The sequence below is a fragment of the Pseudoalteromonas sp. T1lg24 genome, from assembly GCF_002964745.1.
Taxonomy (GTDB): domain Bacteria; phylum Pseudomonadota; class Gammaproteobacteria; order Enterobacterales; family Alteromonadaceae; genus Pseudoalteromonas; species Pseudoalteromonas spongiae.
Genome location: NZ_PQCB01000034.1, coordinates 251,693 through 276,200, shown reverse-complemented (window position 1 = coordinate 276,200; position 24,508 = coordinate 251,693). Strand labels below are relative to the sequence as shown.

Here is a 24,508-nt window from a genome sequence, read left to right as displayed (position 1 = left end):
TCTATTAAATACGCAATTTAGCCTTATAACATGATAAGCCATTTGGGGCATCGGTATAAGTTAGGGCTGTATATTTATACAATATAATGCAATACTAGGCGCAATATTGCTGTTCGCTAATGCTATAGGATAACAATGGAACATATCGAGGTTCGCGGCGCCCGCACGCACAACTTAAAAAATATCAACTTAACCATTCCACGCGATAAACTGATTGTTATCACTGGTTTATCTGGCTCAGGAAAATCATCGCTGGCATTTGATACATTATATGCCGAAGGTCAGCGCCGTTATGTTGAGTCACTTTCTGCGTATGCGCGTCAATTTTTATCCTTAATGGAAAAACCAGATGTAGACCATATTGAAGGTTTATCGCCAGCTATTTCGATAGAACAGAAATCAACATCTCATAACCCACGTTCTACCGTCGGCACTATCACCGAAATTTATGATTACTTAAGGCTGCTTTTCGCCCGTGTTGGTGAACCACGCTGCCCAACTCATGATTTACCGCTTACCGCACAAACCATTAGTCAAATGGTCGATCAGGTACTTGAGCTGCCCGAAGGCACAAAAGTAATGTTGCTTGCCCCTGTCGTGAAAGAGCGTAAGGGTGAACATATCAAGTTACTTGAGAACTTAGCAGCACAAGGTTTTATTCGCGCGCGAATTGATGGCGAAGTATGCGATCTCTCAGATCCGCCAACGCTAGAACTCCATAAAAAACATACAATTGAAGTAGTTGTCGACCGTATCAAGGTAAAAGATGGCTTACAACTTCGTTTAGCTGAATCGTTCGAACAAGCATTAGAATTATCAAATGGCGTGGCACAAATCGCCTACATGGATGAGCCAGAAAAAGACGAAATTGTTTTCTCAGCGAACTTTGCCTGTCCGAGTTGTGGTTATGCCATGACTGAACTTGAACCGCGTTTATTCTCATTTAATAACCCTGCGGGTGCCTGTCAAAGCTGTGATGGTTTAGGGGTCCGCCAGTATTTTGATCCAAGCCGTGTGGTACAAAACCCAGAACTTAGCCTTGCTGGCGGTGCTATTCGCGGTTGGGATAAGCGCAGCTTTTATTATTTCCAAATGCTGCAAGCCGTTGCAAATCATTACGACTTTGATGTTGAAACACCGTTTGAACAACTGCCAGCCGATGCGCAAAAAGTGGTACTAAATGGTTCGGGCCGTACTAAAATTGAATTTCAATATCGTAACGACCGTGGCGATGTCGTGGTAAGAAATCACGTATTTGAAGGTGTGCTTAATAATATGGCGCGCCGCTACAAAGAAACTGAATCAAATTCAGTACGTGAAGAGCTAGCCAAATACCAAACGAATCAAGACTGCCCTAGCTGTCATGGCTCACGTTTGCGTGAAGAAGCGCGTAATGTATTTATTGGCACTACTAATCTACCTCACGTAACGCGCATGAGTATCGGTGAAGCACAGCATTTTTTCAGCGAGCTAAGCTTTAGCGGACAAAAAGCAAAAATCGCCGAGAAAATCTTAAAAGAGATTAGTGATCGCTTATCGTTTTTGGTAAACGTTGGCCTTAATTACTTATCACTTGAGCGCAGCGCCGATACGTTATCGGGTGGTGAAGCACAGCGTATTCGCCTTGCCAGCCAAATTGGTGCTGGCCTTGTTGGCGTTATGTACGTTTTAGATGAACCCTCAATTGGTTTGCACCAAAGAGATAATGACCGATTGCTTGCAACGCTAACCCATTTACGCGATTTAGGTAACACTGTAATTGTGGTTGAACACGATGAAGATGCGATACGTGCTGCGGACCATATTATTGATATTGGCCCAGGTGCCGGGGTGCACGGTGGGCAAGTTATTGCAGAAGGTACCCGAGACGACATTGTAAACTGTAAGGACTCAATTACCGGACAGTATTTAGCGGGCACCAAAGCAATTGAAATACCTGCGACTCGCCACCAGCCTCAAGATAAATGGCTGGAGTTAAAAGGCGCAACAGGTAATAACTTAAAAAATGTCGACCTATCAATTCCATTTGGTTTAATGACCTGTATTACGGGCGTTTCTGGCTCTGGTAAATCTACCTTAATCAACGACACCCTATTCAAAGTGGCGCATACTGAACTCAATGGCGCAACAACTGCCGAAGCTGCACCCTATAAATCCATTACTGGTATGGATTTATTCGACAAAGTCATCGATATTGACCAAAGCCCTATTGGACGTACTCCACGTTCAAACCCTGCTACCTACACAGGTATTTTCACTGCGATTCGAGAGTTATTTTCAGGCACGCAAGAAGCCCGTTCACGTGGTTATAAACCAGGACGTTTTAGCTTTAACGTAAAAGGCGGTCGCTGTGAAGCATGTCAGGGTGACGGTGTAATTAAAGTAGAAATGCACTTTTTACCTGATGTATATGTACCTTGTGATGTATGCCAAGGTAAACGTTACAACCGTGAAACCTTAGAAGTACTATACAAAGGCAAAAATATTCACCAAGTGCTTGATATGACCGTGGAAGATGCGCGCGAATTTTTTGACAAAATTCCCGCTATTGCACGCAAATTACAAACCTTGATGGATGTTGGCTTAAGTTATATTCGCCTAGGCCAAGCGGCAACAACGCTATCTGGCGGTGAGGCGCAACGTGTTAAATTGGCCCGCGAATTATCTAAACGCGATACCGGTAAAACGTTATATATTCTGGATGAACCGACGACAGGTTTACACTTTGCTGATATTCAGCAATTACTTGTTGTATTGCATCGCTTACGTGATCACGGTAATACCATTGTGGTTATCGAGCACAACCTTGATGTGATCAAAACTGCCGACTGGATTGTTGATTTAGGCCCTGAAGGTGGTTCTGGCGGTGGTAAGATTTTAGTTTCAGGTACGCCTGAAGAAGTTGCACAACATCCTGTGTCTCATACTGGTCGCTACTTAAAACAAATGCTATAAGTTACTCTTACTTAATAATAAAAATAAAGCGCCTAAATGGAATTAATTAGTCAAAAACTGCCAAAGTTAACATTAGTAAAATTAAAGCTAGTTAACTTTTGGCAGTCGCTATCGCTGCCAGAAAAACTCTATAGTTTATCATTTGCCTTGCTTGTGGTTTTTCAAGGCGATTATCAGCTTGCAGCGTTATTGACTTTAGTTGGCCTAATTATGGAATTTTGGCCGAGGTTTACCAAGGCTTGGGACACGTTAGCTGGCAAAGCGGTGATTTTACTGTTTTATGCAGTCATAACTAACTTTGCTTTAGCCTCGAGTGCGTCGTTAGTAAATGAAGTAACCGGTGTGTCTGCTACGCACTTTAATTATACCCATAACTTTGCCATTTTAATGGTGCTGCCAAGCTGGCTGTTAGGCATTAGTGTATTTGCCTTATTTATTTACCAACTGTTTGTTCCTTTTTACTTATTTACTATTTTATTGGCAAAACCGTTTGGCATTAAAATTGTGCGCTTCTTTTCAAAAAGCAATCATCCTTTCTTTTCTAATGCGATGCGCTTTACTGTTTGTTTTACCGTACTGTTCCAGCTGATGTCGCTGTGGTTAGGCGATCAACAGGAAATTGATAGAATCTTCCAAAGTATTGACCCAAACGTCAGCACCACCGAAAAGGAGCAAGCTAAGTTTAACGAACAGCAGAATAGGTTAACGCCATCTGATACACCTGAACCAGAAAAGCCAGAGAAAGAAACATTTAGCATTAGCTTTAATGATGATTCGGGCGCCACTGACGAATTAACAATACCGATAAACCAAGGCTACGAGTCAGTTATTCATCATCTAGTAGCCATGTTTGCATATCGTCAAGAAGCCGACAAATATTCACGCTGCAGTAAACCAAACAACACTAAAGCGGTTGAACTAAATGACCATGAGGTGTTACTCATTAGAAAAGATAACAACGCACAGTATGGCTACCAATTTACCGTTACAGTGTGTGATTCACCTGCGAGCCACTTATTCAAAAATAATTAACTCGCTTTAAAATGTTCCATTAACTGTGCTTTCTCAGCATCGTTAAGTGCTACCGACGCTTTTTTATCAAAGTTATAGCGCACCATTGTCGCGTGACCTACCGCACAGAGTTCATTGTGCTGATACACTTCTTGGCAAATTACAAACGATGAATTGCCAATACGGCTAATGCTGGAGTTTATGGTAATTTCCTGACCATAAAATAGCTCACCTTTAAATTCCACTTCGATTTTAGCGACAATTAGTTTCCATTTATTGCAATCTAAGTCTGGTGTAAAGAAACGAAAAAAAGGGGTACGCGCCGCTTCAAACCAAACCGGTAGCGCTGTATTATTGATATGTCCTAACGCATCTGTTTCGCTAAAACGCGGCATAAGTGTTTCACTAAACATAGTAAATGAGCTTTATAAACTAAATATGTGCTCACTATAGTTATGTTTATTAATAATTAAAATAATAAGGTCAATAATGCAGGATTTTATTCGAGTATACGACAATGTACTTAGTAAGGAGTTTTGTGACAACTTTCTCACTAAGTTTGATAACAGCCCGTTTTTAACACAAGGCAAAACCAGTGGCGGCGTTGACCTTAGTAAAAAGAATAGCCAAGACTTATATTTGAACCAACACATCGAATATCAAACTGAGCTACAACATATTCTGCAAAACACCACCGAAAAAGTATTTGAGTATTTTGAAGAACACTTCTTTGCACTTATTGGCGCATTTGGTTTAAAAGTTTATCACCCAAAAACCAAACAGCCGGTTGACTTAACGGTAGAAAATTTCGATGAAGTAGGTCGCCCTCAGTTACCCGTTTTAGTGCAGCAAATTTTTCGCTTAGGTCAAATTCAAGCGCAAAAATACACCGCAGGCCAAGGTGGTTACCCCTACTGGCACAGTGAGGTATATCCACAAAAAGGTCATAACGATAGCTTGCACCGTATTTTACTGTTTATGTTTTATTTAAATGATGTGGAAGAAGGTGGTGAAACTGAATTCTATTATCAAAATAAAAAGATTAAACCAAAGCAAGGCTCTATGGTAATTGCACCGGCGTATTTCACTCACACCCACAGAGGCTGTATTCCAATTTCCAATGATAAGTACATTGTCACATCATGGGTGCTGTTCAATACCGCAGAACAAATTTATGGTGCCTAAATAAGCTAGGCACCATAAGGTTAGTTTGTTAAATGAACTCGCAAGCTAACCTTTGCTTCTAAACCGCCCTCAGCACGATTGCGCAGTGTTACTTTTCCTTGATGCATATCGACAATGCGCTTAATAATTGCAAGTCCTAAGCCACTTCCCTCACTACCGCGCGCCTGATCGCCTTGGGTAAACGGCTGAAACACTCGCTCTAACTCGTGTTCAGGAATACCTGGGCCTTTGTCTTGCACAAGGATCTCAACATACTCTTTATTCGCAGAGTACTGAGTCACAACGGTGACATCCTCTTCGCTATAGCGCAGCGCATTTTCAATCATATTGGTGATTACGCGCTTCATGGCAACATGGCTTATTGGAATATTTGGTAACGCTTCGTTAGCACTAAAGCTAATTTCTCGGCCTTGCTTTTGTTCCGATGCAACCACTTCCGAAACAAGCGCATTTATATCGTCTGGCGCTAAATCACTTAGCTTATGATTGCGTAGATACTCAATAAACTGATCGATAATCGCATTCATATCTTCGATATCGGTAATGATGCCTTCTCGTAAGTAATCTTCATGTTCCGACATCATTTCTGTTGCAAGACGAATACGTGTTAATGGTGTGCGTAAATCATGGGAAACACCGGCCATTAACAGCCTACGATCTTCTTCTACTGCAGCAAGGCCACGTGACATTTGGTTAAAAGCACGCGTTACTTCAATCATTTCAATTGAACCTAGCTCGGGAAGTTGGCTCGAATAATCACCCACTTCTACCTTATTGGCCGCTTTTTGCATTGCCTTTAGAGGACGGTTTAAGTGACTTGCAAATAGCCAACCGCCTAACACGCTTAACACACCGATAAAGGCGAGGTAGAAAGTCAGTACTTTTACATTCGCCTCTTGAAAACCGACTAACGGAATTTTAACCCAGTAGCCTGGCGCTTGTGGTGGCTCAACCCAATACACAAGAATATCGGTCTGACTAATGCGTACACGCGCCTCACCCTGCAAATATTCAGACATCACCCGAGACAAATAAGGATATTCGCTGGCTTGTTCTAAGCCGTGTCGCATCGCTTCACGTTCGCTCATCATCTCAACGCCAGTCGCCAAATAAAATTGCTCCGCAACTTCATCCGACATTTCCACACCATCTTGATGACCAATAAATACCGTGCGAACTTGTTTCGCCAGCATTAAGTTAACTTGCTCGATAGAAGGCTTTACAACGTAAAGCGTAACCGAAATATAAGATACGATTTGATTGATAAGCAGCAGTGCACCAACCAAAAAAACGGTTTGACCAAATGCACTGCGCGGAAAAATACGCATAATGTTAGCTTAGCTGTGGTTATTCTTTGCCATCTGGCACAAATACGTAGCCTAAGCCCCATACGGTTTGAATGTAACGCGGATTAGCAGCGTCTTCTTCAATCATGCGGCGTAATCGAGATACTTGCACATCGATACTACGCTCTAATGCACTGTAATCACGACCACGTGCTAAGTTCATTAATTTATCACGGCTTAGCGGTTCGCGAGGATGTGAAACTAAGGCTTTCAATACTGCAAACTCACCACTGGTAAGCGACACTGTTTCATCGCCTTTACTCATTTCGCGTGTTGCTAAGTTTAATGAAAACTGGCCAAAGCGTATTTCGTTTTCTTCAGCCGAAGGCGCGCCTGGTACATCACTGGCACGACGACGTAAAATAGCTTTAATACGTGCAAGTAGTTCACGCGGGTTAAACGGCTTAGGGATATAGTCATCAGCGCCAAGCTCTAAACCAATAATACGATCAACTTCATCGCCTTTTGCCGTAAGCATAACAATTGGGATGTCATTTTCTTTTTGGCGTAAACGACGGCAAATCGATAAACCATCTTCGCCCGGTAGCATCAGGTCCAATACCATTAAATGAAAGTTTTCTCGTTCAATTAAGCGGTCCATTTGCTCCGAGTTTGCCGCAGAGCGCACAATAAAGCCCTGTTCTACTAAATAGCGCTCAAGTAAGCTGCGTAAACGCATGTCATCATCGACTACTAGTATTTTTGTTGTTTCTTGTCCCATGATTTCATTCTTCTGTTATTTTTTCTTTGGCAATATAGCCTACTATAAATACTTTTTTGACAATTAGGTAAAGGAAGAGTGTTACTAGGTATTACAAACTCTTACTATGATGCATCATAAGTAATGGCATTAATAAAAAATAATGCTTCACCCTCAGCATTTTTAAATTCAAACTCATCATCAACTTGTTTACCTAACATAGCACGAGCAAAGGGTGAATCGATGCTAATTTTGCCATTTTTCACATCAAACTCGTCTGGCCCAACGACCTGATAGTTAAAGGTATTACCTTCTTCATCTTCCACTTCGACACGGGCACCAAAAAACACTTTTCCTGCTTGTTCAGGCTTGGGATAAACAATATTCACTTGTTCTAGACGCTTGGTTAAAAAGCGTACGCGGCGGTCAATTTCACGCAATCGCTTTTTACCATAAATGTATTCAGCGTTTTCCGAACGGTCGCCTAATGCTGCTGCTTCCGATACGGCTTGTGTTACTCTTGGACGCTCTTCTTTCCATAAGTAACGTAATTCCCTTTCTAGTTCATCATAGCCGCTACGTGTAATATAATTGGAACGCTTAGGAAATACCTGCTTAGGTGGTTTTCTCATAGTTAAATAACTAGGTGTGGTAATTTATTTATTGCTTATGATTGAAAAATTTAAGTTTAGATACAAGATCTATAGGCAATATATATAAAACAAATTTTCTGGTGTGGTCTCTCAAAATTACAAACCACCCACTTTTTACCGATTTAAAGGTTTTTAATGAACGCTATTGCTAATCAATTAGCTCACGAGCTAAACGCCTCAGTACAGCAAGTGACTGCTGCAACACAATTATTAGACGATGGAGCAACCGTTCCATTTATTGCTCGATATAGAAAGGAAGTTACCGGTGGTTTAGATGATGGCCAACTGCGTTTACTTGAACAGCGCCTTGGTTATCTTCGTGAGTTAGAAGAACGTCGCTCATTTATTCTTAAGACCATTGAAGGACAAGATAAGCTAAGTGCTGAGTTAAAGGCCGACATCGATAAGGCAACCAGTAAAACAGAGCTGGAAGATCTTTACTTGCCTTATAAACCAAAACGCCGTACTAAAGGGCAAATTGCCATTGAGGCAGGTCTTGAGCCGCTGGCAAATCAATTATTAGATAACCCAATGCTTGACCCAGAAGTAACAGCAACTGACTTTATTAACCCTGAAAAAGGCATTGAAGACAGCAAAGCCGCTCTTGATGGTGCTAAATTTATCTTAATGGAGCGTTTTGCGGAAGATGCAAAATTGCTTGCTAAGTTAAGAAGCATGCTACAAAAACATGCGTTTATTGAAAGCAGAGTGATTGCTGGCAAAGAAAAAGACGGCGCCAAATATCAAGATTACTTTGAACACAGCGAAGCCTTAAGCCGTGTACCGTCACACCGAGCATTAGCAATGCTGCGTGCGCGTAATGAAGGCATTATCAGCCTAACAATTAATCCTGATCCAAGCTTAGAAGATGGCAACGCTGAGTGCGTTCGTATTATCGCCGATCATTATAAGTTAGACGTACTAGCGAGCCCATGGCTTAAGCAAGTGGCGCAATGGACCTGGAAAATTAAATTAGCACTTCACTTAGAAAACGAGTTTTTAGGTAAAATTAGGGAAGTTGCGGAGCAAGGTGCAATTGATGTCTTTGCTAAGAACCTAAATGATTTATTAATGGCTGCGCCAGCAGGTGCAAAAACCACGTTAGGTCTTGATCCTGGTTTACGTACAGGTTGTAAAGTTGCGGTGGTAGATAAAACCGGCAAGCTGCTCGATAACGTAACAATCTACCCACATGCCCCGCAAAATCATTGGGATAAGTCACTGCGCACACTAAGCCAGTTATGCCGCCAACATAAAGTTGAGCTTATTGCTATTGGTAACGGTACTGCATCACGTGAGAGTGACAAGTTAATTGCCGAACTGTTAAAACAAGAAGCCGACCTAAAAATGAGCAAAGTTATGGTCAGCGAAGCTGGCGCATCGGTTTACTCAGCATCTGAAGTCGCAGCGGAAGAATTTCCAAATCTAGACGTATCTATTCGTGGTGCGGTTTCTATTGCGCGTCGTTTACAAGACCCTCTTGCTGAACTTGTTAAAATTGAGCCGAAAGCAATTGGTGTTGGTCAGTACCAGCACGATGTATCACAAAGCCAATTAGGCCAAAGCCTAACAGCTGTTGTTGAGGACTGTGTAAACGCCGTTGGTGTAGATGTAAACATGGCATCAGCACAACTATTAACACGTGTTGCAGGCTTAAACAAAACCCTTGCGCAAAATATTGTTAGCTACCGCGACCAAAACGGTACGTTTAATTCACGTAAAGAGCTTAAGAAAGTTGAACGCCTTGGTCCTAAAGCATTTGAGCAATCTGCTGGTTTCTTACGCATTAACCAAGGTAAAGATCCTCTAGATAGCTCTGCTGTTCACCCTGAAGCGTATGAGATTGTGAAGAGTATCGCTGCAAAGGCGGATGTTTCAGTGGCAGAACTCATTGGTAATTCAGGTTTACTAAAATCACTTTCACCACAAGACTTTGTTACGGATAAGTTTGGCCTACCAACCATCAGCGATATTTTAGCTGAACTTGATAAACCGGGTCGCGATCCTCGTCCAGAATTCAAAACAGCAAGCTTTAAAGAAGGTGTTGAAACAATCGCAGATCTCAAGCCAGGTATGGTTTTAGAAGGTGTTGTATCAAACGTTGCAAACTTTGGCGCCTTCGTCGATGTGGGCGTACACCAAGACGGCTTAGTGCATATTTCATCATTAACAAACAAGTTTGTTTCAGACCCACGTGAAGTGGTAAAAGCAGGCGATATTGTAAAAGTAAAAGTGCTTGAAGTAGATGTCGAACGCAAACGTATCAGCTTTACGATGCGCCTAGACGAAGAAGTGCGTGAGAAAGCACCAGCTGCTAAACCAAAAGCGAATAAACCAGCGCAAGCTACAACAAAAAAAGCAAAGCCTAAGCAAAATAATAATGCTGCTATGGGTAACGCATTTGCTGAAGCATTCGCAAAGCTAAAGAAATAACGTGATTTAAACTACGTGCTGTTGATCTTTCAAGTTCGTTTTTGCAGCAGTTTGATTGGGGTTTATACAAGGCAGAGGCTGCGTGGCATAGTTATTCTATGTTAGTCAGCCGATAACACAGCAGAAAACCCAATCAAGCGCTGCCGAATTGTTATAAACACAATCATAAAAAAAAACCGCACAGTGTGCGGTTTTTTTATTTATGCATAGCTTGCTAAGTTAGGCCGTTCAAACGGCGACGTTGCAGCCTGATAGAATTTAGCGATGCGCTCTGCTCGCTGATTAACTTCAGAATCACGACGCTCACTAAAATCGTAGTTAGTTTGCTTAGCCTCGCCATCATCAGCCTCTGTATCTGAGTTTTCTTCGTTTTTATCAAAAAACGTACTCAGCTCAGCATTCAAATCAGCTCGCGCTTCGCTCATTTTCTGATTTGCTTCAGCAGCAATCGAGCGATCCGCTCCTGACGGTTCTTGTGGGGCTAATGCTGCAGCGCGTACTTGCTGCATTTTGTCTATGGTTGCCTGCGGGTCGTTAGGTACTTCGCTTACATCAATCGGCACTTCACCCGCAACTGCATAATTGTTGCCATCGCTACCACGCTCATATTCGTAACTTGGGCTACCAGCATACTGACCACCCACTGCCGCATGTGCTTGCTCGTGTGCTTTAACTTCGCGATCTCTTTGCTTGAGCTGAGAAAGTGCTTGTGCCTCTACTTGTTCAAGCTGTTTTTGCTTCTCTTGCTCTTGTTGCTTACTTTGCTGCTCTTGCTGATCCTGATCTTGCTTTTTTTCACTTACTTTAGTGATGTCTTCGGATTTATTTTCGAGCGCGTCTTGGTTTTCAATTTGGCTGCTGCCAGGTTGACGTGTTTTATCTTGATCCGCTGCGAGGCGAGAATTTGCAGCGGCAGCTTCTGCTTGCTTTACAGGCGTAACTAATTCGCGCAACTGATTATCACGTCGCGCTGTTTCAGTATGTACATTAGCCGTGTTTAAGCTAATGTTTGGATAAGTAGTTACGATGTTCATTTATTTTGCTGAGCTAAACTCTTACATCAATTAACGTGCCCAACACCTCGTCAGCCGTTTGAATTGAACGGGTATTTGCCTGCGCATTAAATTGTTCAACTCTAAGGTTAACTAGCTCGTTAGTTACATTAACTGGCGGGCTTTGCGCTTCACGCGTTTCTGGTGCTGGCTCGGCGCGTTCAACTTCTCGTTCCGTTTGCGCACGTGCAATATTTGCTGAAGACTCAGTAATACCATCAGAAGCACTTTGCAGGCCTTGTAAGCCAGCATTAAATGCAGACCCCAAGTTGTTTGAAACGTCCATAAACACTCCTTTATTCATAAAGAATAGTGATAGCTTTATTATCGCTCAAAATTCCATCAAAATAAAGTTAAAGCGGCAATAAATTGCCGCCCTGGAAATGTTTTAACTTTCTATATGAGATAACAATAAGTTAGTAAATTCTTGCGGGTGAGAAATAAAAGGTGCATGAGATGCTTTAGCTAGAATATCTGCCTCAAATTGAGGGTTAAGTTGCTGCATTTTTGCGACAGCTTTAACTGGCACAAGGGAGTCAAGACGGCCAAAAATACCAGAGATAGGCAAAGGAAGTTGCGCAAAAAGCTCTCTCAAATCTGCATTTTTCAAAATAGCTAAACCTCCTGATAACGCGATCTCTTGCGCCGCTGGGTATTCAGCAAGCAGGGCTTTTATTTGCTTAATGTCTTGCTTTGCATGCTCACTTCCCATCGCCTGAATTGCCAAAAATCGTTCTACCGTTTTTTGGTGATTGGTGCTCAATTGCGCCATAAACGTGTCTAACACCTTGTCGTCAATACCACGCCACTGTTCACTACTTGCAAAAAATGGAGTTGAAGCAACCAACACTATTTTCTTTACTTTATGTGGGAAAAGCGCAGCAATTTTTAACGCAATAAGACCTGATAAAGACCAAGCAACCAACACAGACTGGTCTACAATATCTGTGGCTAGTTGCCTTGCAACACACTCTAGATCATACACAGAATCGCTAAATTGATTACCGCCAAAACCAGGTAAATTCAAAGTATGTATCGTATGGTTACTTTGCGCCTCAAGTGCATCTTTTTGTAACTGCCAAATACCTTTATTCATGCCCCAACCATGCAGTAGAACTACATCAGCCATGCTTTGCCCTCACTTTAAATTTTTGCCGCTATACTAACAGTTAGCGATATGGAAATCCTATATGAATTACTGTTACCGACTTTTCAATTGGGCATTACCGAATTTATGTGTGTGTTGCCGTCAACCGGTTCGATCTCCGGCAAAAATTTGCCGCATATGTCTGTCTGATATTGCACGGTTAAATTTTAAAAGCTCAGCAAATCTACTTCACCGCCCAGATATCAACAAACTAATACCCAACCCTACATTTGACTCACTTTTTGCAGTCTGTTGGTATCAACATCCGGTTTCAGCTTGGCTAAAAGGCATGAAATTTAATAAACAACTAACGTACAAAGCGGCATTACATCAGTTAATTAAAGCGCAATTAAAAGATGCTCAAGCAGAACAAAATTGGCAAACACCTGATGTGCTAATGCCAGTTTCATTGCATTGGCAGCGGCGCGTTGTTCGTGGTTTCAATCAAAGTGAGGAAATTTGGCAACGTACCGGTATTGCGGTTGATACCCAATCCATTACCCGCGTCAAACGCACTAAGCCGCAAAGCGAACTAAATAAACGCGCTCGTAAAACCAATATAAAAGGGGCGTTTAGCTGTGAGCTCACACACCAATATCAACATGTGGCAATTGTTGATGACATCATAACGACAGGTTATACGGTTAATGAAATTGCAAGGTTGTTAAAAAGCGCTGGGGTGAAACAGGTGTCAGTTTGGGTGTTTGCGATTAGCGATCCAGCTAAACCTAGTTAAGTTCATCCAGTAAACAAAAAAGGCGTCCAAGACGCCTTTTAAATAGACACTTTTAGTAACGTACGTTATTTAGCATCAATCGCATGACCAAAGAAAATAGCATTACTTAATAGACGGCTTGTGCCATACCAATAACTACGAAACACTGGGTTATCTGACATTGCAATCACTTTGCCCTTACCATAGTTATGCGCCATTAAAACCCCGGCACCAGCTATTTGCTGGTTGTTTAACTCATGACTAAAACCCGCTAATAGCGGTGTTTTAGTGTAGGTTGCAACATTTACAAACGGCTTTTCACTTGGCTTTAAAACAAAGGTGCTATTTTTAAATACTGGCAATGTGCCACGCTCAAATGAGAAGCTTAATGGGTGGCTTAAATCGATATTCGCGTTAAAGATAGCACCTGCGATTCGTTTATCACCATGGTAACTATCTTTATCAGCGTAACTCAAATTATCGGTTGGAAAAGCTTTTGCCATGTCATTGCTTGAAAGATATTCGGCTTTCAAAATACCTTTGTCCGCTAAGAATTTAGCGCCCGATTTATGACCCCAAATTACACCACCGTGTTGCACCCAATACTTTAGCTTTTCAACCATTTTTGCATTTACAGTCGAAAAACTGCCATTGGTCAAAATAACATGGGTATAAGATGCTAAATCAATGCGTTCCAAACGGTCTAAATCAACCAAAGTCGCGGCAATATCTAAGTAACGGTCAAGGTAATACCAAACTTCACCTACTTCATATTGGCTGGTACCTTTACCGCCTAATAGTAATACTTTTGGTGTTTTTAACGGCATGATATTGCGCGAACCAATATCAACACCTTGCGCTGTTAATCCCGATGATATTTGATGTACTTTTACCGGTGAATTGCTAGCTAATTGCTGAACTTTGTTAAACCATCAGCATCTTGTTGCAGACCCTTGGCGATAATAATTGCGCCAGCAGCAAAGCGTTGTTCACCATTTGCAGTAGATGCGGTAAATGGCTTCATTGCCGCTCGAGCAATAACACCGTTTTGCTGTAGCTGTGATAGCAGCTTAGGCGCTAGATAATCGTTCCATTCAAAGGCAAATGCATAGCTTGAAGCTAGGTTCTGGTTTTCAGTTTGATTAGCTGGCTGCCACACGTCTTGGTATTTAATACCGCGGGTTGAGGTTACAGCAGAAAATTCAAGGTTAAATGAATGCGCTAAGTTCCAACCTGAAACATCATAAAAGGTATTATCATTAAAGCTTGTTTGTTCTAAAAACGCGCCTTTAATTAAGCGATATTGAGGCTGATTTAGCGGAATATAAACACTGCTATTAGCTGAGAAATCTTGCTTGTTAACGCTAACGTCTTTACTAAGCGGGTATGCCTTAATCTGATGCTGCTGCAATAGCGACAAAAATAACTCATACCGTGACTTGTCGTTACCAGCTGCAACTACATAACCTTTTACTTTATCTTTTTTCGCAAGCTTTGCGGTATCTTGATAAAACTTCTGCTGGTAAGACAGCAAGCCTTGCTTGCCCGATACAACCGCATCAAAAGTAGATAAAGAAGTCGTTAATTGGTTTTTTACTGCATCATAAAACTCGCGTACACCATTGATAGTTTCATGCTTGTGGCCTCGTGCACTGCCTTGCTCAAACAAAATACCAATGGTGCCGTGAATATCTGGATAGGTAGAACCCTTACCAATATAAAAGTCATCAAAGCTTTCCTCGGTAAAGTACAGCTCACCTTGTTGATCTAATGCGGCTGCGTGAAAGGTCGCTATTTCTTTTGTTAGTTCTACATTTTGCTCAGGAGTAAGTGGAAACTTACGCGATGGAATACCCGGTTGGAAAAAATAAGTGCTGTGTGGACCCATTTCATGAAAGTCAGTTAATACATGAGGCATCCATTGATGATACTTAGCAATACGCGCCTGCGACTCTGGGTGCTGAAGCAACAACCAATCTCGATTTAAGTCTGTAAAATAGTGATTTGTTCTGCCGCTCGGCCACGCTTCATTGTGCTCTCTGTGGTTTTCATCTGCGACTAAGTTTTTGCCTTTGTGACTATTCACCCACTGTGCAAATCGCGCTAATCCATCTGGGTTTAATGCAGGATCTAACAAAATAACTGTTTCGTCTAATAAGCGATCAATTTTTTCACCTTGCGCTGCAGCAAGGTAATAGGCAACTAATAACGCAGCATTACTGCCACTGGCTTCGTTGCCATGCACACTATAGCCCATCCACGTGATTACAGGTGCATCAGCATTGATTGTTGCACCTTCGATTGATTGCGCTAAGTGCTGTTTACGCACAGTTTCAATGTTATTTAAGTGTGTTGGGTTAGCAATCGTTAACAATAATAACGGACGTTGTTCATGGCTGTAACCAATCACCTCAATGTTGATGCGCTCACTTTTTTCAGCTAACAATTTCATGTAGCTAACAAGCTGATCATGGCGAACATGCCAATCGCCTACCTGATAACCCAGCACAGACTCTGGCGTAGGAATAGAAGGATCGAAACGAATATTATCGTCAAAATAAAAGTTTAAGTTCTTTGCTGAACTGATACAGCTAAACAGTGCCAAACAGGCTGTTATTAAAAAAAAGGACAGCTTTTTCATAGTGATGCCATAATGATAGGTTAGTTATATTTATTGCATTTTTATGCATATTCACAGTAACAATGTTTACTACGCAAACCTACAGCTTTAAGTTGAAGCAGCAAAAAAATAAGATAAGTTAAAACCTTTTCAACTTGCCCTACTATTTTAGCAAAGCAAAAAAGTGATATACTAAAAACCGAGTAAATTAGTCAGGTATAGGTCGAATTATGATTACCATTTCTGAGGCAGCACAAAGCCACTTTGCCAAACTGCTAGCAGATCAAGCTGAAGGCACTAACATTCGCGTTTTTGTGGTTAACCCAGGTACAACACAAGCCGAGTGTGGCGTGTCATATTGTCCGGCAGATGCCGTTGAAGAAACGGACATTAAGTTACCATTTAATGGATTCGATGCCGTTGTTGACGAAGAAAGCGCACCGTTTTTAGAAGAAGCCGATATTGATTTTGTTACTGACAAAATGGGCTCGCAACTAACACTTAAAGCACCAAACGCAAAAGCGAAAAAGCTAAGTGATGACGCGTCACTGCAAGAGCGTGTGCAACATATGATTGAAACAGAAATTAACCCACAACTAGCGAATCACGGTGGTCAGGTTAACTTAGTAGAAATCACCAAAGACGGTATTGCCGTAGTCCAGTTTGGAGGTGGTTGTAACGGCTGTTCAATGATCGATGTAACACTTAAAGATGGCATTGAAACGCAAATGGTTGCTAAGTTTGATGAAATCACAGGTGTACGTGATATTACTGAACACCAGTCTGGCGAGCATTCATATTACTAAATTCAAACATCTAGTCTACCGACTAGGTCAAGAACCTAAAACAAGCCTAAAACGCTTTTTCAGCGGTTTAGGCTTGTTTGTTATTGCTGCCAGCTTAATTGTTTATGGCTACTTCAACAGTCATTATTTTCAAATAGCAGGGCTTGTTCTACTACCTATCGCGCTGTACTTTGCCATTTACGGCTATTTAGGTATTTTTGCTAATCGCTTTTCACAAGTTATTGCAAAAGCTGACGAGAGCGCCAAAAATCGTGATATTTTTTAGCCAGCGTTAATCCTCTTAACGCCATAAAACACGTCATAGCCAGCCATAGCCCGTGATTACCCAAAGGGTAGCTAACGGCAAATACTCCCGCAAAGCCAACTAGTGCTGAAAAAATCATGGTATTACGCATTTCTTTTGCTCTGGTTAAGCCAACAAATACGCCATCATACAAAAAGCAAAAACTAGCGATTGGCGGTAAAATAATAGACCAAATTAAAAACTTCTCGGCAGTCGCCAAGACATTCGGCAGGTCGGTTAACATACTGATAATCCAGCTACCTAGCAGCAAAAACATTACGCTGTATAAGCAAGCAAATATAAAGGCCCAAAAGCGCCCGATAACAACCCAAAGATGAATTGCTTGCGCCTTTTTGCGCCCTTTCGCTTGACCCACTTTAGCTTCTACAGCATAGGCAATACCATCTAACGCGAAACTTACTAACAATAAGAAGTTAAGTAATACAGCATTTGCAGCAAGCGTTGCATCCCCTAAGAAACCGCCATAGTAAGTCATAAAGGCAAAGCAAAGCTGCAAAAACAGTGAACGAATAAAGATATCTCGATTTAACTTAAGCGCACTAGTTAGGCCGTCGAGTGATGTTTTCATAAGCGCGGAGAACGATAATCCATGCTTAGCAAAACGTGCTTTGAGCAACAACACAGCAGCTATTAAACCAATGTAATCGGCGCATACCGAAGCAAGTGCAGCACCTTCAACCTGCCAGTCAAAACCAACTACAAATACAATATCGAGAACAATATTGGCGATATTAGTCACCAGCACGATCATTAACGTGCCTTTACTGTATTGCGTGCCTAACATCCACGCCAATAACACCATATTGAGTAATGCAGCAGGTGCGCTAAAAATACGAATATTAAAATACGTTTGTGCGTGCTTTATCGCGGCATCACTGCCCGACAAAAACAGTCCCATAAAATGGCTAATCACAGGGCTTATTGCTAGTAACAATAGCGCAACAGCGAATGCAAATAGTGCTGCGCGCTTTAGCTCTTGCAGCAAACCATTTTTACTGTCTTTGCCGTAAGCCTGTGCAACCAAGCCGGTTGTGCTCATACGTAAAAAACCAGCGAGCCAGAAAAGTAAATTGATAACCATGCTGCCAAGTGCCACGCCGGCTAAAAAGCTAGCGTCACTGAGGTGGCCGATTACACCTGTATCTACCAAACCGAGAAGTGGTACACTAATGTTTGATACAATCATCGGCCAAGCAAGTACTAGCAGCCCAACATGGAACGATTTATGACGAGTAAAAAAGTTTTTCATTTATTTATTGGATTATGGTTAATCTGTTATTTTACGTTTGCTAATGCCGCTGTGATTTTACAATATCACCATGTATCAGAAACTTTACCACGTGTGACAAGCCTATCTGAAAGTGAATTCAGCGCCCACTTAAGTTATTTAAAAGATAATAATTATAGTGTTGTTCCACTTCAGCACATTATTGAAGCAGTTAAAGAGCAAAAGAGTATACCTGACAAAACAGTTGCACTCACATTTGACGATGGATTTATTAATAACTTCACGCAAGCTGCCCCCATTTTAAAGCGCTTTAACTATCCCTATACCATTTTTGTAAACCCACAACTGATAGATGAAGGTAAAAGCTATGTGATGACGTGGCCGCAGCTAAAAGCACTGACAAAAGAAGGTGCATACATTGCAAACCACAGCGCAAAGCACGATTACTTGCATATTCGCGAAGATAACGAGTCACTAGCGCAATGGCGAGAGAGAATACGTAAGGATATTACGCATTCTGAACAACGTATTAAGCAGGAGATTGGCCACAACTTTAAGTATGTCGCGTATCCCTATGGTGAGTTTAATCGTGAATTACAAACGTTAGTAAAAGAGTTAGGCTATGTTGGTATTGGTCAGCATTCAGGCGCTGTTGGATTAAATACCGACTTAACGCGCGTGCCGCGCTTTCCGGCATCAGGGTTCTATGCCAATTTAGACACGTTAAAAACAAAAATCGCAAGTCTGCCGTTTTCATTTAACCTAAAAGCACAATCGGTTACAACCAACACAACACCAGTACTCGAATTAACCTTTACCGAAAAAGACTTTAACAATTCACAATTCAATTGTTTTATCAGCGGTAACACAGCCAAAATTACTTGGCAAAGTGAAAATGAAGTTACTGTGCAAAGTGAAGGTGAGCTAAACAAAGGACGTTCGCGTTACAATTGTACTGCGCCAAGTAAATCTAAAGCGGGCCGATTTTACTGGTTATCTCACCCTTTCGTGATTGCTAAATAGCACGGTTATTTTTTTGCCCAATTTGCAATTTCATTTGCAACCGAATCTAAACTAAGAACTTTTTGCGCTGCGTCCAAATCGACTGCAGCGCGTGGCATACCCCAAACCACGCTCGACGCCTCATCTTGCGCTAAAGTATACGCATCACACTCTTTTAGCTTTAACAAACCTGCGGCACCATCAGCCCCCATGCCGGTAAGTAACGACGCGCACACTTTTTTACCCAAATTTAATTTAGCAATTGATTTAAACAACACATCGACAGCTGGGCGATGACGATTAACAGGCGCAGACTGAACTACTTTACACATCAGCTTCGTACCTTTGCTAATTATTGCTAAGTGGTAATCGCCAGGTGCGATATAAACATGATTAGGCTTAATTTCCTCATCATCTTCCGCCTCTTTAACCGTTAACGCGACTGAACGATCCATACGCTCTGCAAACGAGGCTGAAAAAACAGGTGGAATATGCTGAGTAATAACAATCGGTGGGAAATTGTCAGGCAAGCCTGTTAACACTTCTTTAATTGCCTCAGTGCCACCGGTTGATGCACCAATTGCCACCAGCTTAGTATTATCAAACGTGCCCGTAGCCACACTCGCCACAGGGGGAGTTACGGGTTTTATCGCTCGTACACGAGCTTTTGCTGCCGCTCTTATTTTTTCGTGTAAGGTTTGCGCGTAACCATGCAGTTTGTCGCCAACTTGTTGTGTTGGTTTAGCAACAAAGTCAACGGCTCCTAACTCTAAGCATTCAAGCGTAATCGGTGCGCCTTGCTGAGTTAAGGTCGAAATCATCACAACTGGCATTGGCCTTAGTCGCATCAAGTTTTTTAAAAAACTCACGCCGTCCATTTTTGGCATTTCTACATCGAGCGTTAGCACATCTGGATTAAGTTTTTTAATCAGATCCCTTGCTTGATACGGATCATTTGCCGTACCAATTACTTCAATATCCTGTGCTTGCTGTAAGACCTCAGTCAGTACCGCTCGAATCAATGGTGAGTCATCAACTACTAAAACCCTGATCATCTTAATTCCTAAAATAGCTCGATATCAGTATGCGTATCTTGCTCTTCAATTTCGTGAAGATATTTAAATTCACGTTGTTGAATTGTATCGTTATGCATACTTCGAAGTTTTTTTACCTGTGCTTTGCCTGTAGTGGGATTAAACAGCACTTTTCGCGGCCAAGGCCCACCAACATCATGGGACTCAACTTGCAGTCCTTCATTTTTTAAAAATTGCGACACAAATATAATGTTACCTTCGCCAATGTCGCCCATTCCGCGAATTATCTTACCACCACCAAAAATTTTAATTTTAAAGTTATCGCGATTGCCACCGTTTTTAATAATTTCATTAATCAAAAACTCCATCGCCCAGTTACCATAGCGACAGCTTAGACTATCAATGCTCGCATTATTATTTGCCGGAAGCATAAAGTGATTCATGCCGCCTATCCCCATTTTGTAGTCATAAACACATGCTGATATACACGAGCCCAGCACCGTAGAAATTAATTCATTTTGTTTAGTAACATACACTTCGCCGGGTAAAATTTTCGCGACAACGGCGTCACGGCCTCTATCCCAATAACGTTTTATGTTTTCAAAGCCGTTTAGGCACTGCTTAAAATTCTCGTTCAAAGTGCCTTCCTGTACATGGTTTTACCAAGCGCTACAAATTCCGTTTGTGTCTTATTCATACTTTCTGAATGGCCTAAAAATAAATGCCCTTGCGAACATAGCTGAGCAGCATAGCGTTGAAATAACAGTTCTTTTGTTGGCTGATCAAAGTAGATCACAACATTACGACAAAAGATCACGTCAAATTCACCTTTCATAGGCCACTCTTGTAATAAGTTAAGTCGCTTAAAGTAAATTTTGTCTCTCAATTCAGGCCTCACTTTAAACAGGCCACTTTGCTTATTGCGCAGAAAAAAACGTTTTTTTAAGCCATTATCTAAACCTGTAATTGAGTTTTCTGCGTATTCACCTGCGCTTGCTTTCGCCAGTACATTTGAATCTAAGTCCGTTGCTAGTATCTTTACATCCCAATTAGACGGAAACTTATCAGCCAAAGTCATCGCTATCGTATAAGGCTCTTCACCTGTCGAACAGCCCGCAGACCATATTCTTACTCGCCTTGAGCTTTTATTGCGTTCAAGAATTTGAGGAATAAGCGTTTCACGCAAAAAATCGAAATGGTACGGTTCACGAAAAAATGACGTTAAATTGGTGGTAATTGCATTAATAAAATGACTGAACTCGTCGCGTTTATGCTGATCAAGGTAAGTAATATACTGTGCAAAACTTGCCAAATTTAATGCACGAATACGGCGCGCCAAACGAGAATAAACCATCTCGCGTTTATGGCTACCAAGCACAATACCACAGGCTTCATAAACCATTTTCGCGATCAACTCAAACTCTTGATCTGTTAGCAGAAATTCCTTCGCCACAATGACTCCTAGAGTAAGCTAGGTAGAAACCTTTGCCTAGCTTTAACGAACAGTTAAAACTCTTCCCACTCTTCGCTGCTATCGGCGAAATCATCGCCCGATGGAACCGAGGTTATTTGCAGGCGCTCACTACGTGAAGCAACTTTTGGGGCGCTTTTTGCTGCTGGTCGCTGTGTAATCATCGGAGACTCAATACTATGATTACCGCTAGTATTAAAGAAACTTAATAACTGACGCATCCCATTTGCTTGCTCCGCCATGGATTCACTCGCCGCAGAGGCTTGCTCTACAAGCGCGGCATTTTGCTGAGTCATTTCATCCATTTGCGTAATGGCTTTATTAACCTGCTCAATACCCGAGCTTTGCTCTTCGGATGCTACCGTTATGTCAGCGATCATTTCTGTCACTCGTTGCACAGAGGCAACTATCTCTTGCAGCGTACTACCCGATTCATTCACCAGTAGCGTTCCGTCTTCAACTTTACTCACACTGTCTCGGATTAGCTCTTTTATTTCTTTCGCTGCTGCGGCTGAACGTTGTGCTAAATTCCGCACTTCACCGGCGACAACCGCGAAGCCTCGCCCTTGCTCACCTGCTCTTGCAGCTTCTACTGCAGCATTCAGTGCTAGTAAGTTAGTTTGGAATGCAATCTCGTCAATAACACCTATGATGTCTGCAATTTTCTTGCTGGCTTGATTGATTTCGGCCATGCTTTCTACCGCACGCTCAACCACTTCACCGCCTTGTTTAGCCTTCACTTGGGTGTCGTTGGCAAGTTCATTCGCAACTTTTGCATTATCTGCATTTTGGCGAACGGTGCTGGTCATCTCTTCCATGCTTGAAGCCGTTTCTTCCAATGAAGACGCTTGCTCTTCGGTACGCTGACTTAAATCAGTATTACCTTGCGAAATTTCTTCCGCGCCACTGGCAACAAGATTAGAAGACACACTAACTTTCTCTATCACTTCGGTTAACTTTTCTGCGGTTGTATTTGCATCGCGTTTTAACTTATCAAATGAGCCTAAGTAATCACTCTGAATGCGCTTGGTTAAGTCACCATGCGCCATGGCATCAAGCATTTCTGCCGCTTCAGTAATTACCTCATCAGATATTTCAACTAATCTATTAAGTCCTTGCGCAAGATTTAAGAAGAAGCCTTGCTTACCCGATTGATCGATACGTGTATCTAGTTCACCTTGCGATGCCGCGGTTACCAGCTCGTCAATTTCTTTCTCAATTGCCACCTCAGCAGTTCTATCTAGCCATTCTACAACCGTGCCCAAACGCTCCTGATTATCGGAGAAGATAGGATTCGCAGTAAGCGCAAAGGTACGACCGCCGACCAAAATTTCAGTGCTATACGTTGATGTCAATCGCTCTATCATTTGTTGCTGATGCGCCGGGTTTTTGTGGAATACATCCATATTTGAACCCATTAATGACGACGCATTAAAGTTAGGTAAATCGCGCTTAATGTCGGATTCGGCATTGCGCATCATATTTAACACAGCACTATTCATATACACAATTTCATTGCTCGCATTAGCAATCATAGTGTTGGTATTAACCGTATCAAGTGCTTGGCGAACTCGTGAATTTTCAGCGGCAATTGCCTCTGCTTTTCTTTGCGCTGCCAATTCATCGGTCAAATCTTGCCACTCGACAATGGTACCAATGCGTTCACCTTCGGTATTCAGCCAAGGTGTAGCAATTAGCGAAAAGGTTAATTCAGCAACCGTGATTCTGGTGCGATACACATCTTTAAGCGCAGCTAGCATTTTTTGTTGATGACTAGGGTCTTTGTGGAAAACATCAACACACTGCCCGATTAAGTTATTGGCATCAAAGTTTGGCAGCACTTTGCGAATTGATGCTTCGCGACTTTTTAGCATTTTTAAATTTTCATCGTTAATGAAAACTATCTTTAAGTCATTGTCTGCAATCATTACATTTGCTTGACATACTTTAAGTGCGTTTGCACGGTTGGCGGCCAAACGCGCTTCAAATTCAGCTTCTTTTTGCTCAGTAATGTCGCTTGCATATTTCACAACTTTAACAGGCTTACCGTTCGGATCAAAAATCGGATTATACGACGCCCTAATCCATACATTTTTTCCGCCGTTGCCAATTCGTTTATAATCACCAGTACAAAACTCACCGCGATTCAATTTTTGCCAAAAATCTTTATAGTCTTGACTCGAAGCGTATTCTGGCTCCGCAAACATACTATGATGTTTGCCAACAATCTCATCTAATCGATAACCCATAACACTGCAAAAATTATCGTTCGCTGTAATGATTGTGCCATCAAGATTAAACTCTATTACGGCTTGCGATTTACGAATTGCTTCTAGCTGCCCTTCGGAATCCGCGGCAGCCAGTTTACGTTCTGTGATATCCGTTGCGTATTTTACAACCTTAGTAACAACACCATGTTCGTTGACAACAGGATTGTATGACGCTTGAATCCAAATCTCTTTGCCTTCGGCATTAATACGATTAAATTCACCAGAGATAAACTCGCCACGCGCTAGCCGAGCCCAAAACTGGCTATACTCAGCATTATTGGCATGTGCAGGGGGTACAAACATGCGATGATGCTGTCCTTGGATTTGCTCTAAGCGATAACCCAACGCATTTAAAAAGTTGGTGTTAGCCGTAATTACAGTACCATCAGGATTAAACTCAATCACAGCTTGAGATCGACTTAAGGCTGCTAAAATTAAATCACTCTCAGATTTCCCAGATGCTGCGTCTGGTGTTTTGCTAGACCACCACATATCAATCTCCACCCTTTTTTATTTGATTGCATTTCATTATCGGCTTTACACTCACTTAGCACTCACCAGTTGATGAGCTATTGT

The 24,508-nt window shown here is 41.9% G+C and carries 20 protein-coding genes and 1 pseudogene; 8 read left to right on the top strand and 13 right to left on the bottom strand.

The features are described from left to right. The first annotated feature begins 135 nt into the window (after positions 1–135). Both uvrA and C2M30_RS20750 read left to right on the top strand, forming a co-directional pair. On the top strand, positions 136–2,955 hold the full coding sequence (gene uvrA / locus C2M30_RS20755; protein WP_105173172.1) for an excinuclease ABC subunit UvrA: 2,820 nt from the start codon (positions 136–138) through the stop codon (positions 2,953–2,955). A gap of 36 nt (positions 2,956–2,991) precedes the next feature. Continuing rightward, positions 2,992–3,987 carry a hypothetical protein gene (locus C2M30_RS20750; RefSeq protein WP_105173171.1) on the top strand — a complete coding sequence of 332 codons (996 nt, stop codon included), beginning with the start codon at positions 2,992–2,994 and terminating at the stop codon, positions 3,985–3,987. Here the strand turns inward: C2M30_RS20750 and C2M30_RS20745 are convergent. Continuing rightward, entirely contained in the window at positions 3,984–4,379 is a 396-nt protein-coding gene (locus C2M30_RS20745) for an acyl-CoA thioesterase (protein ID WP_105173170.1), read from the bottom strand. The two genes, C2M30_RS20750 and C2M30_RS20745, sit on opposite strands and share 4 nt — an antisense overlap. A gap of 76 nt (positions 4,380–4,455) precedes the next feature. On the opposite strand from C2M30_RS20745, the gene C2M30_RS20740 reads away from it, so the two are divergent. Then, the gene (locus C2M30_RS20740) at positions 4,456–5,151 is read left to right on the top strand and encodes a 2OG-Fe(II) oxygenase (RefSeq protein WP_105173169.1); all 696 of its coding nucleotides are present in this window, start codon (positions 4,456–4,458) and stop codon (positions 5,149–5,151) included. 20 nt (positions 5,152–5,171) lie between these two features. On the opposite strand, the gene envZ is transcribed toward C2M30_RS20740, so the two are convergent. The 3 genes from envZ to greB form a co-directional block, all read right to left on the bottom strand. Continuing rightward, on the bottom strand, positions 5,172–6,479 hold the full coding sequence (gene envZ, locus C2M30_RS20735) for a two-component system sensor histidine kinase EnvZ (protein ID WP_010561524.1): 1,308 nt from the start codon (positions 6,477–6,479) through the stop codon (positions 5,172–5,174). A 19-nt stretch (positions 6,480–6,498) separates the two neighbouring features. After that, positions 6,499–7,218, bottom strand: coding sequence for an osmolarity response regulator transcription factor OmpR (gene ompR / locus C2M30_RS20730; RefSeq protein WP_010561523.1), 720 nt, complete (start codon positions 7,216–7,218; stop codon positions 6,499–6,501). 104 nt (positions 7,219–7,322) lie between these two features. Then, positions 7,323–7,829 carry a transcription elongation factor GreB gene (gene greB / locus C2M30_RS20725; protein WP_100914312.1) on the bottom strand — a complete coding sequence of 169 codons (507 nt, stop codon included), beginning with the start codon at positions 7,827–7,829 and terminating at the stop codon, positions 7,323–7,325. 156 nt (positions 7,830–7,985) lie between these two features. On the opposite strand from greB, the gene C2M30_RS20720 reads away from it, so the two are divergent. Further along, positions 7,986–10,283, top strand: coding sequence for a Tex family protein (locus C2M30_RS20720; protein WP_105173168.1), 2,298 nt, complete (start codon positions 7,986–7,988; stop codon positions 10,281–10,283). Between the two features lie 200 nt (positions 10,284–10,483). Here the strand turns inward: C2M30_RS20720 and C2M30_RS20715 are convergent, their stop codons facing one another. From C2M30_RS20715 to bioH, 3 genes are all read right to left on the bottom strand, one after another. After that, positions 10,484–11,317, bottom strand: coding sequence for a putative metalloprotease CJM1_0395 family protein (locus C2M30_RS20715; protein WP_105173167.1), 834 nt, complete (start codon positions 11,315–11,317; stop codon positions 10,484–10,486). 13 nt (positions 11,318–11,330) lie between these two features. Then, positions 11,331–11,621 (bottom strand): flagellar basal body rod C-terminal domain-containing protein, encoded by a 291-nt coding sequence (locus C2M30_RS20710; protein WP_010561519.1) that lies wholly within the window; start codon positions 11,619–11,621, stop codon positions 11,331–11,333. A gap of 102 nt (positions 11,622–11,723) precedes the next feature. After that, positions 11,724–12,464: a pimeloyl-ACP methyl ester esterase BioH gene (gene bioH / locus C2M30_RS20705; RefSeq protein WP_105173166.1), complete on the bottom strand. Its 741-nt coding sequence runs from the start codon at positions 12,462–12,464 to the stop codon at positions 11,724–11,726. Between the two features lie 307 nt (positions 12,465–12,771). Here bioH and C2M30_RS21585 point away from each other — a divergent pair, with 307 nt between their 5' ends. Beyond that, the gene (locus tag C2M30_RS21585; protein ID WP_158683609.1) at positions 12,772–13,218 is read left to right on the top strand and encodes a ComF family protein; all 447 of its coding nucleotides are present in this window, start codon (positions 12,772–12,774) and stop codon (positions 13,216–13,218) included. 65 nt (positions 13,219–13,283) lie between these two features. Here the strand turns inward: C2M30_RS21585 and C2M30_RS20695 are convergent. Then, positions 13,284–15,838, bottom strand: a pseudogene (locus C2M30_RS20695) (M14 metallopeptidase family protein). 209 nt (positions 15,839–16,047) lie between these two features. On the opposite strand from C2M30_RS20695, the gene nfuA reads away from it, so the two are divergent. Next, the gene (gene nfuA / locus C2M30_RS20690) at positions 16,048–16,623 is read left to right on the top strand and encodes a Fe-S biogenesis protein NfuA (protein ID WP_010561515.1); all 576 of its coding nucleotides are present in this window, start codon (positions 16,048–16,050) and stop codon (positions 16,621–16,623) included. Continuing rightward, positions 16,616–16,888 (top strand): hypothetical protein, encoded by a 273-nt coding sequence (locus C2M30_RS21905; protein ID WP_100914567.1) that lies wholly within the window; start codon positions 16,616–16,618, stop codon positions 16,886–16,888. The genes nfuA and C2M30_RS21905 overlap by 8 nt, the downstream gene beginning before the upstream one ends. On the opposite strand, the gene C2M30_RS20680 is transcribed toward C2M30_RS21905, so the two are convergent. Further along, positions 16,842–18,176, bottom strand: a complete 1,335-nt coding sequence (locus tag C2M30_RS20680; protein ID WP_199775918.1) for an MATE family efflux transporter — start codon at positions 18,174–18,176, stop codon at positions 16,842–16,844. The genes C2M30_RS21905 and C2M30_RS20680 overlap by 47 nt on opposite strands. Here C2M30_RS20680 and C2M30_RS20675 point away from each other — a divergent pair. Continuing rightward, the gene (locus C2M30_RS20675; protein WP_199775917.1) at positions 18,153–19,178 is read left to right on the top strand and encodes a polysaccharide deacetylase family protein; all 1,026 of its coding nucleotides are present in this window, start codon (positions 18,153–18,155) and stop codon (positions 19,176–19,178) included. The genes C2M30_RS20680 and C2M30_RS20675 overlap by 24 nt on opposite strands. A 5-nt stretch (positions 19,179–19,183) precedes the next feature. On the opposite strand, the gene C2M30_RS20670 is transcribed toward C2M30_RS20675, so the two are convergent. Genes C2M30_RS20670 through C2M30_RS20655 form a run of 4 tightly spaced genes read right to left on the bottom strand, consistent with a single transcriptional unit; the run spans position 19,184 to position 24,424 of the window. Further along, a complete protein-coding gene (locus C2M30_RS20670; protein ID WP_105173163.1) occupies positions 19,184–20,212 on the bottom strand; it encodes a protein-glutamate methylesterase/protein-glutamine glutaminase in 1,029 nt (342 codons plus the stop codon). Between the two features lie 8 nt (positions 20,213–20,220). Next, complete coding sequence (cheD, locus tag C2M30_RS20665) at positions 20,221–20,829, bottom strand: chemoreceptor glutamine deamidase CheD (RefSeq protein WP_054978219.1); 609 nt, start codon at positions 20,827–20,829, stop codon at positions 20,221–20,223. Beyond that, the gene (locus tag C2M30_RS20660; RefSeq protein ID WP_105173162.1) at positions 20,826–21,644 is read right to left on the bottom strand and encodes a CheR family methyltransferase; all 819 of its coding nucleotides are present in this window, start codon (positions 21,642–21,644) and stop codon (positions 20,826–20,828) included. Before C2M30_RS20660 ends, cheD begins: the two co-directional genes overlap by 4 nt. 53 nt (positions 21,645–21,697) lie before the next feature. After that, positions 21,698–24,424, bottom strand: a complete 2,727-nt coding sequence (locus tag C2M30_RS20655) for a methyl-accepting chemotaxis protein (RefSeq protein WP_105173161.1) — start codon at positions 24,422–24,424, stop codon at positions 21,698–21,700. Between the last annotated feature and the right edge of the window lie 84 nt (positions 24,425–24,508).

Excerpts from the sequence above, each read along its gene's own strand:
- C2M30_RS20680 (WP_199775918.1), bottom strand. The coding sequence starts at position 18,176 with ATGAAAAACTTTTTTACTCGTCATAAATCGTTCCATGTTGGGCTGCTA.
- C2M30_RS20715 (WP_105173167.1), bottom strand. The coding sequence starts at position 11,317 with ATGAACATCGTAACTACTTATCCAAACATTAGCTTAAACACGGCTAAT.
- C2M30_RS20720 (WP_105173168.1), top strand. The coding sequence starts at position 7,986 with ATGAACGCTATTGCTAATCAATTAGCTCACGAGCTAAACGCCTCAGTA.
- greB (WP_100914312.1), bottom strand. The coding sequence starts at position 7,829 with ATGAGAAAACCACCTAAGCAGGTATTTCCTAAGCGTTCCAATTATATT.
- bioH (WP_105173166.1), bottom strand. The coding sequence starts at position 12,464 with ATGGCTGATGTAGTTCTACTGCATGGTTGGGGCATGAATAAAGGTATT.
- C2M30_RS21585 (WP_158683609.1), top strand. The coding sequence starts at position 12,772 with ATGAAATTTAATAAACAACTAACGTACAAAGCGGCATTACATCAGTTA.
- nfuA (WP_010561515.1), top strand. The coding sequence starts at position 16,048 with ATGATTACCATTTCTGAGGCAGCACAAAGCCACTTTGCCAAACTGCTA.
- uvrA (WP_105173172.1), top strand. The coding sequence starts at position 136 with ATGGAACATATCGAGGTTCGCGGCGCCCGCACGCACAACTTAAAAAAT.
- C2M30_RS20670 (WP_105173163.1), bottom strand. The coding sequence starts at position 20,212 with ATGATCAGGGTTTTAGTAGTTGATGACTCACCATTGATTCGAGCGGTA.
- C2M30_RS20655 (WP_105173161.1), bottom strand. The coding sequence starts at position 24,424 with ATGTGGTGGTCTAGCAAAACACCAGACGCAGCATCTGGGAAATCTGAG.
- C2M30_RS20710 (WP_010561519.1), bottom strand. The coding sequence starts at position 11,621 with ATGGACGTTTCAAACAACTTGGGGTCTGCATTTAATGCTGGCTTACAA.
- ompR (WP_010561523.1), bottom strand. The coding sequence starts at position 7,218 with ATGGGACAAGAAACAACAAAAATACTAGTAGTCGATGATGACATGCGT.
- C2M30_RS20745 (WP_105173170.1), bottom strand. The coding sequence starts at position 4,379 with ATGTTTAGTGAAACACTTATGCCGCGTTTTAGCGAAACAGATGCGTTA.
- C2M30_RS20740 (WP_105173169.1), top strand. The coding sequence starts at position 4,456 with ATGCAGGATTTTATTCGAGTATACGACAATGTACTTAGTAAGGAGTTT.
- envZ (WP_010561524.1), bottom strand. The coding sequence starts at position 6,479 with ATGCGTATTTTTCCGCGCAGTGCATTTGGTCAAACCGTTTTTTTGGTT.
- C2M30_RS20675 (WP_199775917.1), top strand. The coding sequence starts at position 18,153 with ATGACGAGTAAAAAAGTTTTTCATTTATTTATTGGATTATGGTTAATC.
- C2M30_RS20750 (WP_105173171.1), top strand. The coding sequence starts at position 2,992 with ATGGAATTAATTAGTCAAAAACTGCCAAAGTTAACATTAGTAAAATTA.